Source organism: Arthrobacter sp. Y3224198 (assembly GCF_059090025.1).
Genome location: NZ_JBNHFG010000030.1, coordinates 18,399 through 32,144, shown reverse-complemented (window position 1 = coordinate 32,144; position 13,746 = coordinate 18,399). Strand labels below are relative to the sequence as shown.

The 13,746-nt window shown below is 68.9% G+C and carries 13 protein-coding genes; 11 read left to right on the top strand and 2 right to left on the bottom strand.

Translation table 11 applies throughout. The annotated features are described in order from the left end of the window. The 7 genes from AC5RUF_RS13625 to AC5RUF_RS13595 form a co-directional block, all read left to right on the top strand. The coding region (locus tag AC5RUF_RS13625) for a FecCD family ABC transporter permease (protein ID WP_494130929.1) at positions 1–1,009 on the top strand (1,009 nt) is incomplete at its 5' end. Next, positions 1,006–2,067: a FecCD family ABC transporter permease gene (locus AC5RUF_RS13620; RefSeq protein ID WP_494130928.1), complete on the top strand. Its 1,062-nt coding sequence runs from the start codon at positions 1,006–1,008 to the stop codon at positions 2,065–2,067. The genes AC5RUF_RS13625 and AC5RUF_RS13620, both read left to right, overlap by 4 nt. 1 nt (position 2,068) lies before the next feature. Continuing rightward, entirely contained in the window at positions 2,069–2,962 is an 894-nt protein-coding gene (locus tag AC5RUF_RS13615; protein WP_494130927.1) for an ABC transporter ATP-binding protein, read from the top strand. A 113-nt stretch (positions 2,963–3,075) separates the two neighbouring features. Continuing rightward, a complete protein-coding gene (locus AC5RUF_RS13610; protein ID WP_494130930.1) occupies positions 3,076–4,074 on the top strand; it encodes a siderophore-interacting protein in 999 nt (332 codons plus the stop codon). Positions 4,075–4,147: 73 nt separating this feature from the next. After that, positions 4,148–5,173 (top strand): iron-siderophore ABC transporter substrate-binding protein, encoded by a 1,026-nt coding sequence (locus tag AC5RUF_RS13605; protein WP_494130926.1) that lies wholly within the window; start codon positions 4,148–4,150, stop codon positions 5,171–5,173. Positions 5,174–5,249: 76 nt separating this feature from the next. Beyond that, entirely contained in the window at positions 5,250–6,281 is a 1,032-nt protein-coding gene (locus AC5RUF_RS13600; protein WP_494130925.1) for a FecCD family ABC transporter permease, read from the top strand. Beyond that, positions 6,278–7,327: a FecCD family ABC transporter permease gene (locus AC5RUF_RS13595; RefSeq protein ID WP_494130924.1), complete on the top strand. Its 1,050-nt coding sequence runs from the start codon at positions 6,278–6,280 to the stop codon at positions 7,325–7,327. Before AC5RUF_RS13600 ends, AC5RUF_RS13595 begins: the two co-directional genes overlap by 4 nt. Here AC5RUF_RS13595 and AC5RUF_RS13590 read toward each other — a convergent pair. Next, the gene (locus AC5RUF_RS13590; RefSeq protein WP_494130923.1) at positions 7,324–8,106 is read right to left on the bottom strand and encodes a hypothetical protein; all 783 of its coding nucleotides are present in this window, start codon (positions 8,104–8,106) and stop codon (positions 7,324–7,326) included. The genes AC5RUF_RS13595 and AC5RUF_RS13590 overlap by 4 nt on opposite strands. 387 nt (positions 8,107–8,493) lie before the next feature. Between AC5RUF_RS13590 and AC5RUF_RS13585 the strand changes: the two genes are divergently transcribed. Continuing rightward, a complete protein-coding gene (locus AC5RUF_RS13585; protein WP_494130922.1) occupies positions 8,494–9,378 on the top strand; it encodes a peptidoglycan DD-metalloendopeptidase family protein in 885 nt (294 codons plus the stop codon). Positions 9,379–9,384: 6 nt separating this feature from the next. Here AC5RUF_RS13585 and AC5RUF_RS13580 read toward each other — a convergent pair whose 3' ends face one another. After that, entirely contained in the window at positions 9,385–10,347 is a 963-nt protein-coding gene (locus AC5RUF_RS13580) for a diacylglycerol/lipid kinase family protein (protein WP_493997837.1), read from the bottom strand. Positions 10,348–10,441: 94 nt separating this feature from the next. Here AC5RUF_RS13580 and AC5RUF_RS13575 point away from each other — a divergent pair, with 94 nt between their 5' ends. The 3 genes from AC5RUF_RS13575 to AC5RUF_RS13565 all read left to right on the top strand — a co-directional run bounded on the left by AC5RUF_RS13575 (position 10,442) and on the right by AC5RUF_RS13565 (position 13,726). Next, positions 10,442–11,215 carry an SGNH/GDSL hydrolase family protein gene (locus AC5RUF_RS13575; protein WP_494130921.1) on the top strand — a complete coding sequence of 258 codons (774 nt, stop codon included), beginning with the start codon at positions 10,442–10,444 and terminating at the stop codon, positions 11,213–11,215. Between the two features lie 216 nt (positions 11,216–11,431). Further along, positions 11,432–13,036 (top strand): MFS transporter, encoded by a 1,605-nt coding sequence (locus AC5RUF_RS13570; protein WP_494130920.1) that lies wholly within the window; start codon positions 11,432–11,434, stop codon positions 13,034–13,036. A 195-nt stretch (positions 13,037–13,231) separates the two neighbouring features. Further along, positions 13,232–13,726: a MarR family winged helix-turn-helix transcriptional regulator gene (locus AC5RUF_RS13565; RefSeq protein WP_493998735.1), complete on the top strand. Its 495-nt coding sequence runs from the start codon at positions 13,232–13,234 to the stop codon at positions 13,724–13,726. Positions 13,727–13,746 lie beyond the last annotated feature (20 nt).

Below are 13,746 nucleotides of genomic sequence, written 5' to 3'. Positions count from 1 at the left end.
CGGCGGGCCCGGAGCGCACGGCACCCGCACCGCCCTCCTGCTGCTCACCGCAGCCGTGCTGGTCCTCGCCTGCGCCGCGTCCGTGGCCATCGGCGCCCGGCCGGTTTCCCCAGCCACGGTCTGGGACACGTTCACCAACTTTGACCCGGCCAACGGCGACCATGCCGTGGTGCTGTCCCGGGTACCACGCACCGTGCTGGGACTGCTGACCGGCGCCGCCCTGGGCCTGGCGGGCGCGGCCATGCAGGGTGTGGCCCGCAACCCGCTGGCAGACCCGGGCATCCTGGGCGTCAATGCCGGCGCCGCCTTCGCGGTGGTCCTGGGCATCTACGTTTTCGGAATCAGCAACCTGACCGGCTACATCTGGTTTGCGCTGGCCGGCGCGGCACTGGCCGCCGTCGTGGTGTACCTGGTGGCCAGCCTCGGCCGCGAAGGCGCCACCCCGGTGAAGCTGGCGCTGGCCGGTGCCGCCCTGAGCGCCGGACTGATGTCCATGCTCAGCGCCGTGCTGGTCTCCAGCCAGCAGACGCTGGACACCTTCCGGTTCTGGCGGGTGGGCAGTGTCTCCGGCCGGGACTGGGACACCATCACCGCGGTCCTGCCGTTCCTGGCCGCCGGTGCCCTGATTGCCCTCTTCGCCGGCCGCGCCCTGAACGGCCTCAGCCTGGGTGACGACGTCGCCCGCGGCCTCGGCCAGCGGGTCGGGCTCAGCCGCGGCATCACCGCACTGGGCGTGGTGCTGCTCTGCGGCGCCGCCACCGCCGCCGCCGGCCCCATCGCCTTCATCGGACTCGTGATCCCTCACATCGTCCGCAGCTTCACCGGCCCCGACTACCGCTGGATCCTGCCCTTCTCCATGCTGCTGGCCCCGGCCCTGCTGGTGATCGCGGACGTGCTGGGACGGGTCCTGCTGCCCCCGGGCGAGATTCCGGTGGGCATCGCCACTGCCGTGCTGGGCGCGCCCGTGTTCATCTGGCTGGTGCGCCGGCGGAAGCTGGCCGAGCTGTGAGCGCGTCCGCCCAGGCCCGTCCCGTCCCCGCGGGCGCCGCCGCGGCCGTCCGCACCGCCCGGAAGCAGGGCCGCCGTCGGCGTGTCCTGGTCCCGTCCCTGCTGGGCGCAGCGGTGCTGGTCCTGTTTGCGGTGTACGTGCTGCTGGGCACCTACACGTTCACCATCCCGGACTTCTTCCGCATCCTGTTCGGCGAACAGATCCCCGGCGCCACGTACATCCTGATGGAGTCCAAGCTCCCGCGGGCAGTGATCGGCACCCTGATCGGCGTGGGCTTCGGGATAGCCGGAACCGTGTTCCAGACGCTGCTGCGCAACCCGCTGGCCAGCCCCGACGTCATTGGCATCAGCTACGGGGCCAGCGCCAGCGCGGTGGCCGCCATTGTGCTGTTCGGCGCGGCCGGAACCACGGTGTCCGTGGTGGCGCTGGTGGGCGCGCTGGCGGTGGCCCTGGCCATCTACCTGCTGGCCCGCCGCGGGGGAGCGGCCGGGTACCGGCTGGTCCTGGTGGGCATCGGCTTTGCCGCCGTGATGCAGGCGCTGGTCAGCTACCTGCTGACCCGCACCGACATCCGCACCGCGTCCGAAGCACTGGTCTGGCTGAACGGTTCCCTGAACAACAGCAGCTGGGACCGGGCGGCCGTGCTCGCCGTGTCCCTGCTGGTGCTGCTGCCCGCCGCGGCCGTGCTCGCCCGCGTCCTGCGCGGCCTGGAACTGGGCGACGACGCCGCCGCCGGCCTGGGCATCCGGGTGGAACCGGCGCGGCTGGCCCTGATCATCGTGGCAGTGGCGCTGGCCGCCGTCGCCACGGCCGCCGCCGGTCCGGTGGCGTTTATCGCGTTCCTGTCCGGCCCCATTGCCCGGCGGCTGATGGGCGGGGAAACCACCCTGCTTACCGCCGGCCTGGTGGGTGCCTGCATTGTGCTGGCCGCCGACTTTGCCGGCGCCAACCTGATCCCCGGAGTCACCCTGCCCGTGGGCGTGGTGACCGGTGCGCTGGGCGCACCTTTCCTTCTGTGGCTGCTGGTCACGTCAAACCGCGTAGGCCAAGGAGGCTGACATGGAGAACCTGCTTTCCGCGCAGAACCTGGAGCTCGCGTATGACGAGCGCAAGGTGGTGGACTCCCTCTCGCTGACCCTGCCCGCCGGGAAGATCACCATCATTGTGGGCGCCAACGCCTGCGGCAAGTCCACCCTGCTGCGCGGCCTGGCCCGGCTGCTGAAACCCTCCGCGGGCGCCGTCTACCTTAACGGCAAGGACATCCACACGGTACCCAGCCGCCAGGTGGCCCGCACCCTGGGCCTGCTGCCGCAGACCCCCACCGCCCCCGAGGGCATCACAGTGGCGGATTTGGTGGGCCGCGGCCGGTATCCGCACCAAGGCTGGTTCCGGCAGTGGACGCCCGGCGACGACGCCGCCGTCGCCGCCGCGCTGGCCGCCACGGACACCGTGGACCTGGCCGGCCGGAACGTGGACGAGCTCTCCGGCGGCCAGCGCCAGCGGGTCTGGATTGCCATGGCCCTGGCACAGGAAACCGACATCCTGCTGCTGGACGAGCCCACCACCTTCCTGGACGTCACGCACCAGATTGAAGTGCTGGATCTGATCACGGACCTAAACCGCCGGGCCGGCACCACGGTGGCCATTGTGCTGCATGACCTGAACCTGGCCGCCCGCTATGCCGATCATCTGGTGGCCATGAAGGACGGACAGATTGCCGCCGAGGGTGCACCGGCAGACGTAGTGACCGAAGAACTGGTGGGCACCGTGTTCGGGCTGCAGTCCCGCGTCATCCCGGATCCGGTATCCGGCACCCCCATGGTGGTACCCCTGGGCCGGCACCACAGTGCCGTACCCGAACCGGAACCTGAACCGGAAACCGTCTCCGGATATCTGCCCAACCCGGGCGACCGCCGGCCCCGCACCACCGAAGCCATGGAGGCAGCATCATGACCCACGTGTCCACCAACGGGGCCACCGCCGTGGGCACGCCCGCCGCCGCGCCCGCGGCATCCGCACCCGCGGCAGCCGCCCGTCCGCGCCGGGCACGGGCCGCCGGGGCCGTGATGTCCTTCGACGTGGAGGTCAAGCGCATCGTCCGGCTGGGTGCGAATTTCCAGCGCGTCACGTTTGCGGGGTCATGCCTGTCCGAGTTTGGCATCCAAGGCGAAACCCACGATCTGCGGATCAAGGTGATTGTGCCGTGCGTCGACGCCGAGGGTAACTCCCTGCCGCTGCCGGACCTGTCCACCCTGGACGCCGGCTGGTACCAGGACTGGCTGAAACTCGACCCCGCCACCCGCGGCTGCATGCGCACCTACACCGTGCGCAACGCACGCTGCACCGGCTCAGAGCCGGAAATCGACGTCGATTTTGTGCTGCACTTCGACGAGGACGGCAAGGGAGGACCTGCCTCCAGCTGGGCCGCTGCCGCCAAACCCGGCGACCGCGTTTGCATCATCGGCCCCAACGCGGCGCACTGCGTGACAGCCGAAGCCTACGGCGGCATCGAATGGCGGCCGGGGATGGCCCGGCACGTCCTGCTCGCCGGCGACGAAACCGCCGTTCCGGCCATCACCTCCATCCTCGAAGCGCTGCCTGAAGATGTCACCGGCCACGCCCTGATGGAAATCCCTGCCAGCGGGGACCGGCAGGAGGTGCGCACGCCCTCCGGTGTGCAGATCATCTGGCTGGCCCGCGGCGCCCGCCCGCACGGCGAGCTGCTCGACGCCGCCGTGCGGCAAGCGGTGACGCTGCCTGGCTGGGCATCGGTGCAGACCGCCGACGGTACCCCGTTCCGGCCCCGGCCGACACTGCCGGAACCCGAGGAAATCAACGTGGACGAAACCATTCTTTGGGAAACCCCGCAGCGGCTGGATCCCGCCGCCGTGCAGGCGACGCCCAACCCGCATGCCCCGTCCGGCGCGCTGCCCTTCTACGCCTGGATTGCCGGCGAAGCGGCAGTGGTCCGGGGGCTGCGCCGCTACCTCGTCCGCGATGTCGGGATTGACCGCAAGCAGGTGGCCTTTATGGGCTACTGGCGCAAGGGACGCTCCGAGTCCTAGCCCCGCGCGGGCTCCTTCACTGTTTTGCCACACCGGCCCGCCAATCGGCGGGCCGGACTTCTGAGAGGAAAAAATGAAACGTGCCCCGAAGGCCGCCCTCCTGGTGGTCCCCGCACTGCTGCTGTCCCTGAGCGGATGCGGCGCCGATGCCGCCGGCAACGAAAGCGCTGACGAGTCCACAGCATCGGGCCAGTTCCCCGTCACCATTGAATCCGCCCTGGGCGACGCCGTCATCGAGCAGAAGCCCGAACGCGTGGTGACCATCGGCTGGGGCTCCGCGGACACCGCCGTCGCGCTGGGCACCACTCCGGTGGGCGTGGAGGAAGTGTCCTGGGGCAATGACGAGCACGGCAATTACCCCTGGGTGACCGAAGCCATCGAAGAGCGCGGCGATGACCTGCCCGCCACCTTCACCGGCGGACAGGACATCGACATCGACGCCATTTTGGCCCTGGAACCGGACCTGATCCTGGCCCCCAACTCCGGCATCACGCAGGAGGACTTCGACATCCTCAATGACCTGGCCCCCACCGTGGCCTACCCGGAGAAGGCCTGGAACATCGACTGGGATGACCAGATCACCGTGATCGGCAAGGCGCTGGGCGAACCCGAAGCCGCCAAGGACGCCGTGGCCGGAATTGAACAGACGCTGGCCGACAGCGCCGCCGAACACCCCGAATTCGCCGGCAGGAGTTTCGCCTACGTCTGGGGCGGCGGCGAGCCGGGATCCCTGGTGCTCTACAACGAGGGTGACGCGCGCGTGGATCTCCTCACCGCCCTGGGCCTGACCGTGGCAGAAGAGGTGCAGGACATCCCCTCCAGCGAAGGCAGCTTCACCTCAGAACTGGGACTGGAGAACGCGGCCAAGCTCAATGACGTTGACGTGCTGTTCACCTGGTACAACGACGAAGCCGAGCAGCAGCGCACCGAGGAACAGCGGCTCTTCGCCTCCATTCCCGCCGTCCAGCGGGACTCGGTGGTCCGCAACCTGGACCGCCAGGTGGGCATGGCCTCCAGCTTCCTGACCCCCCTGAGCGTGCCGTGGGTCCTGGACCGGTTTGAGCCGATGATTGAAGAAGCAGTTGCCAAGGCCGGCTGATATTACAAAAATTCCGGCAGGTGCCGGAGCCTCCAACGCGGCCGGTGCGGATGCACCGCCCGCGTCCGGCCGTACTGTGCCTCGGGTTACCGCACCCCGCCGGGCGGTCGGGGCCTTCCGCGGCGGCGCCCTGCTGGCGGCGGGAGTGCTCCTGCTGCTCCTGGCCGCGGTCACGAGCCTGGCCGTTGGTGCCCACCAACTGACCCCGGCCGAGGTGGCAGCGTCCCTGTGGACGGAGCTCACCGGCACCGGCAGCACCTACGCCGACGATGTGGTGGCAAGCCGCATCCCCCGCACCGTCCTGGGCATTATGGCCGGGGCCGCCTTGGCCGTGGCCGGCGTGGTGATGCAGGGACTGACCCGCAACCCGCTGGCCGACCCGGGGATCCTGGGCGTCAACGCCGGCGCTGCGGCCGCAACGGTTACCGGCATGGCGTTCTTCGGCGTGGGCGCCTCCGGTGCCAATGTCTGGGTGGCGCTGCCCGGCGCCCTGGTGACCGTGCTGGTGGTCTACGGCCTCGCCTCGGGACGGCGCGGCTCCACACCGGTGCGGCTGGTGCTGGCTGGCACGGTGATGTCCGCCGTGCTGATGTCCTATATCCAGGCGGTCGCCCTGACCCGCCCGGACGTCTTTAACATGTACCGGTTCTGGGCCGTCGGGTCCCTCAGCGGCCGCACCATGGAGCAGGCCGCTGACATCCTGCCCTTCTTCCTGGTGGGCCTCGTGGTTGCCCTGGCCGCCGGCCGGTCCTTGAACGCCCTGGCACTGGGGGAGGAGGCCGCGGCGTCGCTGGGGCTGCCCCCGCAGGCCGCCAAAATCACCGGGGCACTGGCAGCCGCGCTGCTGTGCGCCGCCGCCACCGCCGCCGTCGGGCCCATCGGCTTCGTGGGCCTGGCCGTGCCGCATATCATGCGCAGCTTCGCCGGGCCGGACCACCGCTGGCTGCTGGTGCTCAGCGCCCTCGCCGGACCCTCCCTGCTGCTGTTCGCCGATGTGCTGGGCCGCCTCGTGGCACAACCCGGCGAAGTGCTCACCGGCGTCGTCACGGCCCTGCTGGGCGCGCCGCTGCTGATCCTGGCCGTGCGCCGGATGCGGGCCGTCGCATGAGCGCGGCCAAGACTCCGCCCCGCGCCCGCGCGGTCCGTCTGGGCGGCAGGGTGAGCTTCCGGTACCGCCGGCGGAGCCTCGCCCTCACCGCGGTACTGGCCGTTGCCGTGGCCCTGGTAGGAGCCTTTACCCTGACCGCCGGGGACCTGGGCCTGGCCTGGTCCGAACTGTTCGGCCTGGTGACCGCACCGCCGGACGGCAGCGCCGCCTTTGTGCTGGAACGCCTGCGCGGGCCGCGGTTCCTCACCGCGGTGGGGGCGGGCATGGCACTGGGAGTGGCTGGTTCGTTGTTCCAGACCGTCACACGCAATCCGCTGGGCAGCCCGGAAGTAGTGGGCCTGACCAGCGGGGCAGCCGCCGGCGCGGCGGCTACGGCCCTGTGGCCGGGTTACGTACCGGTTCCGCTGGCGGCCTTCCTGGGCGGCGGGCTGGCCGTGGCCCTGGTCTGGCTGAGCACCGGCCGCGGGTTTGCCCGGCCGGGACGGATGATCGTGGCCGGCATCGGGATTTCCGCCGTGGCGTCCGCTCTCACGTCCCTGGCGATGACCACGCTGGGGGAGCGGCAGGCCCAGACCCTGGCCTTCTACCTCAACGGTTCCCTGGCCTCCCGCTCCTGGTCACACGTAGCAACCATCGGGGTTGCGTTGCTGGTGGTGCTGCCCGCCGCTGCAGCACTGCAGCGGCGGCTGAACCTGATGGCCATGGGTGATGACGCGGCCGAAGCCCTGGGTGTGCAGGTAAACCGGACCCGCACCCTGGCCGTCCTGCTGGCCGTGGTGTTGGCGGCCGCCGCCGTCAGCGTCTGCGGACCCGTGGCGTTTGTGGCGCTGGTTGCCCCGCAGATTGCGTTGCGGCTGCTCAAAACACCCGCCCCCGGTGTGGTTGCTCCGGCGCTGGTGGGGGCCCTGGTGCTGGCACTGTCCGATTTCGCTGTCCAGCAGGTCGATTTCGGCGCGGCCCTGCCGGTGGGGATCTTCACCGCAGGGCTGGGCAGCCTGTACCTGGGCTACCTGCTGTTCACGGAATCCCGGAAGGGAAGCCTCTAGGCTTTGTCCTTCCGGACCGGGTCCTGACTGATCGTTATGGTTATGCCTTCCCCGTCGTCCTCCGTGTCCGGGTCCCATTCCGGGTACTGGGCAGGGAGGGGAAGCTCGGACCAGCCGGCGGGGGCCGGTTCCAGCGTCAGCGGGGCCGTTGGCCACGCCGGTTCCGTGCCGTCCTGAAGTCCGTCCGGTGGTCCGTCCTGTGGTCCGTACCCCTCCGCGGGCGAGCCTTCACGGACCACGGTGTCCCACCTCACCAGTTCGGCGAGCAGGAGGCGGACCTGCCTGCCGGCCTCACCCCAATTGAGGGTGCCCGGCGGCTGTTCCGCGGCAACCCGGACCAGGGTGGTGCCGTCCGGGCCGGGAGCGGTGATGATGAACATGTGTTCCGCTTCCACTACGGTCCGGTTTTTGGCAAAGGTGTACATTCCACCCGGCACCGGGCAGCGGCGGCGGTAATACAGGCCGGCAGCGCTGAACACGGTGTCCAGAAGCTCGGTGAACTCGGCCGGGGACCGGTTGGCCAGCACCTGGATGTCCGCCTTCCGGCCGGTCAGGCGGATCTCCGAGGCACGGGCTGCGCGGCGGTTGTTGAGGATATAGCCGACGGTCCAGAGGAACAGCACGACGGCAACGGCGGCCAATGCGGCCAGGGGCCAGGGCATACCGCCGCTCAGGGTCGCCCAGTCCGCGTCGCCGGGCAGCAGGCCCGGCCGGTTCAGGACTATCCCGGCCGCTGTGAAAACGCCGGCACAGACGAGGAACAGGTGGTGCGGCCGCATAGGTGATTCCCCCGGAAGTGTCGCCTCCGCCGGTGAGTCGGCAGATGGTGGCCCTTGTGATGCTAGTACATGGCGGCCCGGATTCTGCGGTGCGGCGAAGGCCGGTGACACAGCCCTGCGGGGACGCTCACACACCGGTTTGCCCTTGGCCACAAAAGGCGGAATCCGCACGCTGGGATTCCTAGAATTTAAGGGTGGGCTGCGACCGCACGGCGGGCGGCCCCCAGGCGGACTGTCCTTCCCGGCGGCTGCTGACGCGGCGGCCGCTTCGGCGGGAACCGGGCCAGGGTTCACGCCGCTGCATACAAGCCGGACCCCTCAGAGGCCGGGCAGGCAGCAAGTCCTTGACCAATACTCACACTGGGGTGATTGTTGAGCGAGCACTTTTTGGAACCAGCGCAAGCCTACGAAACCGTCTCCGCCAGGATGCTGCTCTCTACCTTGCACAAGGTCCGGGAACGGGCGGCGCACCTGGTGGAACGGCGTCCCCCGGGCGAGCACGCCGCGCTGCGGAGGCCCCGCCATCTTGCGGCCGACGCCCGGGAAGCGGGAGCCCGCGCCAAGGAGCAGGCCCGGGAACATGCGAAGGACTTACAGGTCCGGGCCCGGGAGTGGGTCCGGGAGAACGACACTCCCACGCACCGGACGGGCGCGCTGGGCGTGGCCGCCGCCGTCGTGATAGCCGGCGCGGTGGGCGGAACGGCAGGCATGGCGCAACCCGAGCTTCGGCTGGAACGCCAGTCCGTCACCACAACGCTTGAGGCGGACGACGGCGCCGCGGCACCTGCCCAGGCCGCGGAACCTGCCGCGGCCCCTCCGGCAGCGGAGCCCGCGCCCGCCGAAGAGGCTGCCCCCGCTGCGGCTGAAGAACCTGCCCCGCAGGGGCCGGTGGCACCGCTGGACAGCCTGGTGCTCACCTCCCCGTTTGGCTACCGCGACAACCCGCTGTATCCGGGGTATCCGGAGTTCCACACGGGCACCGATTTCGGAGCCGTGACCGGGACGCCGGTGAAGGCGTCGGCCGCGGGCACCGTGGTGGAAGCCGGCTGGCACACCACCGGAGGCGGCGGGCTGCGGGTGGTGATCGACCACGGCGACGGCCTGCAGACCACCTACAACCACCTCAACAGCATTGACGTGGGCGTGGGCCAGGCAGTGGAGGCCGGCACCGTCATCGCCGGAGTGGGCAGCACCGGCAACTCCACCGGCCCGCACCTGCACTACGAGGTGCTGCGCAACGGGGAGTACACGGACCCCATGGCCTGGTTGTAGGGCTGGCTACGGCACCGGGTTGCTGAGGACGGCCGGATCCTTCTTGCCGTAGGGCATGCGGATGCGCAGGGCGTTGGCTTCCATCTCGAACAGGATGTGGGTGGCGTTGCCCAGATGGTCGCCGTCCATCTCGAAGTCGAGCGGGGATTCGGTCCATATTTCGGCCCGCTTGCACTGGTAGTACTCCACCGCGGTGGAGCTGCCCTTGCCGCGTCGCAGCAGCCCGGTCACCACGCCGAGCCAGCCCAGCTTGCCCTTGGGCGCCAGGGTCAGGATGTCCAGCAGTCCGTCATCCAGCTTGGCGCCGGGGAAAATCTCCAGCCCGCCGGTGATTTTCCCGCAGTTTCCGCCCATGACGCTGCGCAGCCGGCGGTGGATCGGCTTGCCGCCGTCAATCGAGATGGTGGTCTTCACCGGTTTGCCCGGCAGGTTCCGGATGCCGGCGTCCACATAGGCCAGCCAGCCGATCTTGTCCTTGAGCACGTCCTTGGTGTCCGCCATCATGCCGGCGTCGTAGCCCAGTCCGGCCATCACCAGGAAGGTGTCGCTGTCCACCGCTTCATCCACGGTCACGTGGACAACGTCAATGCGCCGTTCGGTGCCGTTCAGAGCGGCCCGGACTGCCTGCTCGGGATCGTCGACGCCGATGTCCAGGTTCCGTGCCAGCAGGTTTCCGGTGCCCAGCGGCAGCAGGCCCATGGGGGTGGAGGTGCCGGCCAGCTCCGCGGCAACGCAGCGCACGGTGCCGTCACCGCCCGCCGCAATGACCAGGTCGACGCCGGCGTCCATGGCCTTGCGGGTCATGGAATGCCCCGGGTCCTCCGCCTCGGTTTCGAAGAACAGCGGTTCATCCCAGCCTTCATCCGCGCAGATTTCGGCCACGCGGACGCGGACGTCGAAATCCGTCTTTTTGGTGGGGTTCACAATGACAGCGGCGCGTTGCCGTGCCTGCGTCTCTGGGCTGGTCATGGTGTCCTTAACGTAAGCATGCGAACGAGTTTTGTTCCGAGTCTAGCCCGGGGCTGCGTCAAGGGGACGGGCCGGGGGCTTGTAACCTGTGGGGGTGAACTTTACGCAGCGATACGTGGCCCTGGGAGATTCGTTTACGGAAGGGGTGGGTGACGACGACGAAACCCGCCCCAACGGCGTCCGCGGTTGGGCGGACCGGGTGGCCGAGCAGCTGGTCCTGGCAGACAGCTCCTGGGGATATGCGAACCTGGCCATCCGGGGCAAAAAGCTGCACCAGGTCCTGAACGAGCAGGTGGACGCGGCCATTGCCATGGCGCCCACCCTGGTGACGGTATATGCAGGCGGCAACGACATCTTGCGTCCGAAGGTCGACATTGACGCGATTGTGGCCGCGTATGACGCCGGAATCGCCAAGCTTCGCTCCAGCGGCGCCGCCGTGCTGGTCTTCACCGGGTTCGACTCCGGCAACGCCCCCGTGTTTGGCCGGACCCGCGGCCGCACGGCCATCTACAACGAGCTGGTGCGCGAGGCCGTGGAAAAGAACGACGCCGTACTGGTGGACTACTGGCGGATGAAGAACCTGCAGGACGAGCGTTACTGGGCAGTGGACCGGCTGCATATGTCCCCGGCCGGGCACATGCTCACCGCCAAGAAGGTCCTGGAGGTGCTCCGCAGTACGGATGCCATCGACCTGCCGGAACTTGAAAACCTTCCCTCCCGGAACCGGGTGGAGCAGCTGCGCCGGGACGCCCAGTGGGCTCGCGAATACCTCGGTCCGTGGGTCAGCCGGCGGCTGCGCGGAGTGTCCTCCGGAGATAACCTCAGCCCCCGCTATCCGGAGCTGATTCAGCCGCCTTTGCCCGCCTGAAACGCGGCCTGTGGCCTATATCACATAAACAGCAATAAGCCCCCTGTTTATCTGCCGATAACGGCTTCATTGCCGCGGGGAAATGGTACAAAACGGGCCTCCCGATTCGGTGGAAAGGCGGCATTTTTCTAAACTTGTAGGCCTGCCCGGCACTCTTTGGTGCCGGAGCGGTTGCTTCTGTTCCCAGCAGCTGACTTCTATTGAGGGAAGGCCGACATGCCGAAAGATGCACCACCCCACATTTCCGGGGCCCCGGAATCACCGTCCGCACAGGCGGTGCGCAAGCCGCGCCGGTCGCCGCTGCGCCGGCGCCGCCTCGAGGTCGACGATGTGAATGTTGTCGATAAGTCCATGATGAAAAAGGCCGTCGGCGGCACCGTCGTCGGCAACACCATGGAATGGTTCGACATCGGTGTCTACGGCTACCTCGCCGTCACCATGGGTGCTGTCTTCCTGTCCGACGCCGACAAGGACGCCCAGCTGCTCTTCAGCCTCGGTGTCTTCGCGGCCACCTTCGTTGCCCGTCCGCTGGGCGGGGTCGTCTTCGGCCGGCTGGGAGACCGCATCGGCAGGCAGCGGACCCTGGCCATCACGCTGATCATGATGGCCGCTTCCACCTTCGCCATCGGCCTGCTGCCCGGCTATGCCACTATCGGCATCTGGGCGCCGGTGCTGCTGGTGCTCATGAAGGTGCTGCAGGGCTTCTCCACCGGCGGCGAGTATGCCGGTGCCACCACCTTCGTCTCGGAGTACGCCTCCGACAAGCGGCGCGGTTTCCTGGCCAGCATCCTGGACCTGGGCAGCTACATGGGCTTCGCCCTGGGTGCCGCCGTCGTCTCGGCGATGCAGCTGGCGCTGTCCGAGCAGGCCATGCTGGACTGGGGCTGGCGGATTCCGTTCCTTATTGCCGGGCCTCTCGGGGCCATCGCCATCTACTTCCGGCTGAAAATCGAAGAATCCCCGGCCTTCCAAGCCACTCTGGATGCGCAGGAAGCCAGCGCCAAAGCGGGCGACGAAACCGCTTCCCTCGGCACCATGGGCATCTTCCGCGCCTACTGGCGCCCGATTGTGCTGGCCATGGTCCTCGTGGCCGCCGTCAACACGGTGGGCTACGCGCTCACTTCCTACATGCCGTCCTACCTGACCGATTCCAAGGGCTACGACCCGGTCCACGGCACCCTGCTGACCATCCCCGTCCTGGTGCTGATGGCGCTGTGCATTCCGCTCACCGGCAAGCTGTCCGACCGCATCGGCCGCCGCCCCGTGCTGTGGATCGGCGCGGGTTCCACCATCGTGCTCGCCGTTCCGGCCTTCTGGCTGATTGACCAGGGCCCGGTTGCCACCACCCTGCTGGGGCTGGCACTGCTCGCCATCCCGGTGACCTTCTACGTGGGCAACCTGGCCGCCACACTGCCCTCGCTGTTCCAGACCTCCAGCCGCTACGGCGCCATGGGCATCTCCTACAACTTTGCCGTGGCCATCTTCGGCGGCACCGCGCCGCTGATCATGCAGGGCCTCATCACCGCAACGGACAATGACATGATGCCGGCGTACTGGCTGATGTTCACCTCGGTGGCCGGCGCTATTGCCGTGGGTGTGATGAAGGAATCGGCCCAGCGGCCGATGCCCGGTTCCATGCCGAGCGTGGACACCAACGCCGAGGCGCGTGAGCTGGTGGCCGGGCAGGACGAAAACCCGCTGCTCGACGTCGACTCGCTGCCGTTCGACACGCTGGGCGGCACCGGCGGGACCGGCAGCGCCGGTGCCGCCGACGGCCGCCAGGATGCAGCGGGCACGGCGGATACCGCAGCCGCCCGCTAAACCGCGCAGCCCGCGGAACCGCACGGCTTCCGCTCAACTGCAGGAGCCCGTGGAAGCAGCGGTACTGCTGCACCGATGGCCTCCAACCGGCCGGAGCCTTGTGTTCCGGCCGGTTGCGCCGTTAAACGTTGGTTGGAGGATCCCCCGGATCCTGAGATGATTGAAACGTAAAGTTTCAAGGAGAGGACTGCCGGCATGACCGAAAACGCCCCGCGCTGGCTCAGCGCCGAGGAGCGGCAGGCCTGGCTCGCGTTGTACGCGGTGTGCAGTCTGCTGCCTGCCACCCTCGACGCCGACCTGTTCCGACGCGCCCGGCTCACCCTGTTCGATTACCACGTTATGGCCATGGTCTCCGAGGCCGAGGAGCGCCGCCTGCCCATGAGCGAGCTGGCCGCCCGTTCCAATGCCTCGCTGTCCCGGCTCTCCCACGTGGTGAAGAAGCTCGAACAGCGCGGCTGGATGTCACGGTCCCCCTCGCCCGACGACGCGCGCGTGACGACGGCGTCGCTCACCGACGAAGGCATGGCGGCGCTCGTGGAGCTCGCCCCGGACCATGTGGAATCCGTCCGCAGCGTGGTGTTCGACGGTCTCACCGCAGAGGATGTGGCAGATCTGGAGCGCGTCGGGAAGAAGATCCTGGCCCGCATCAGCCCGGACAGCGGAATACTCGGTCCCCGCCAGGCCCCGTAGCCGGAGCCGGTCAGGCTGCT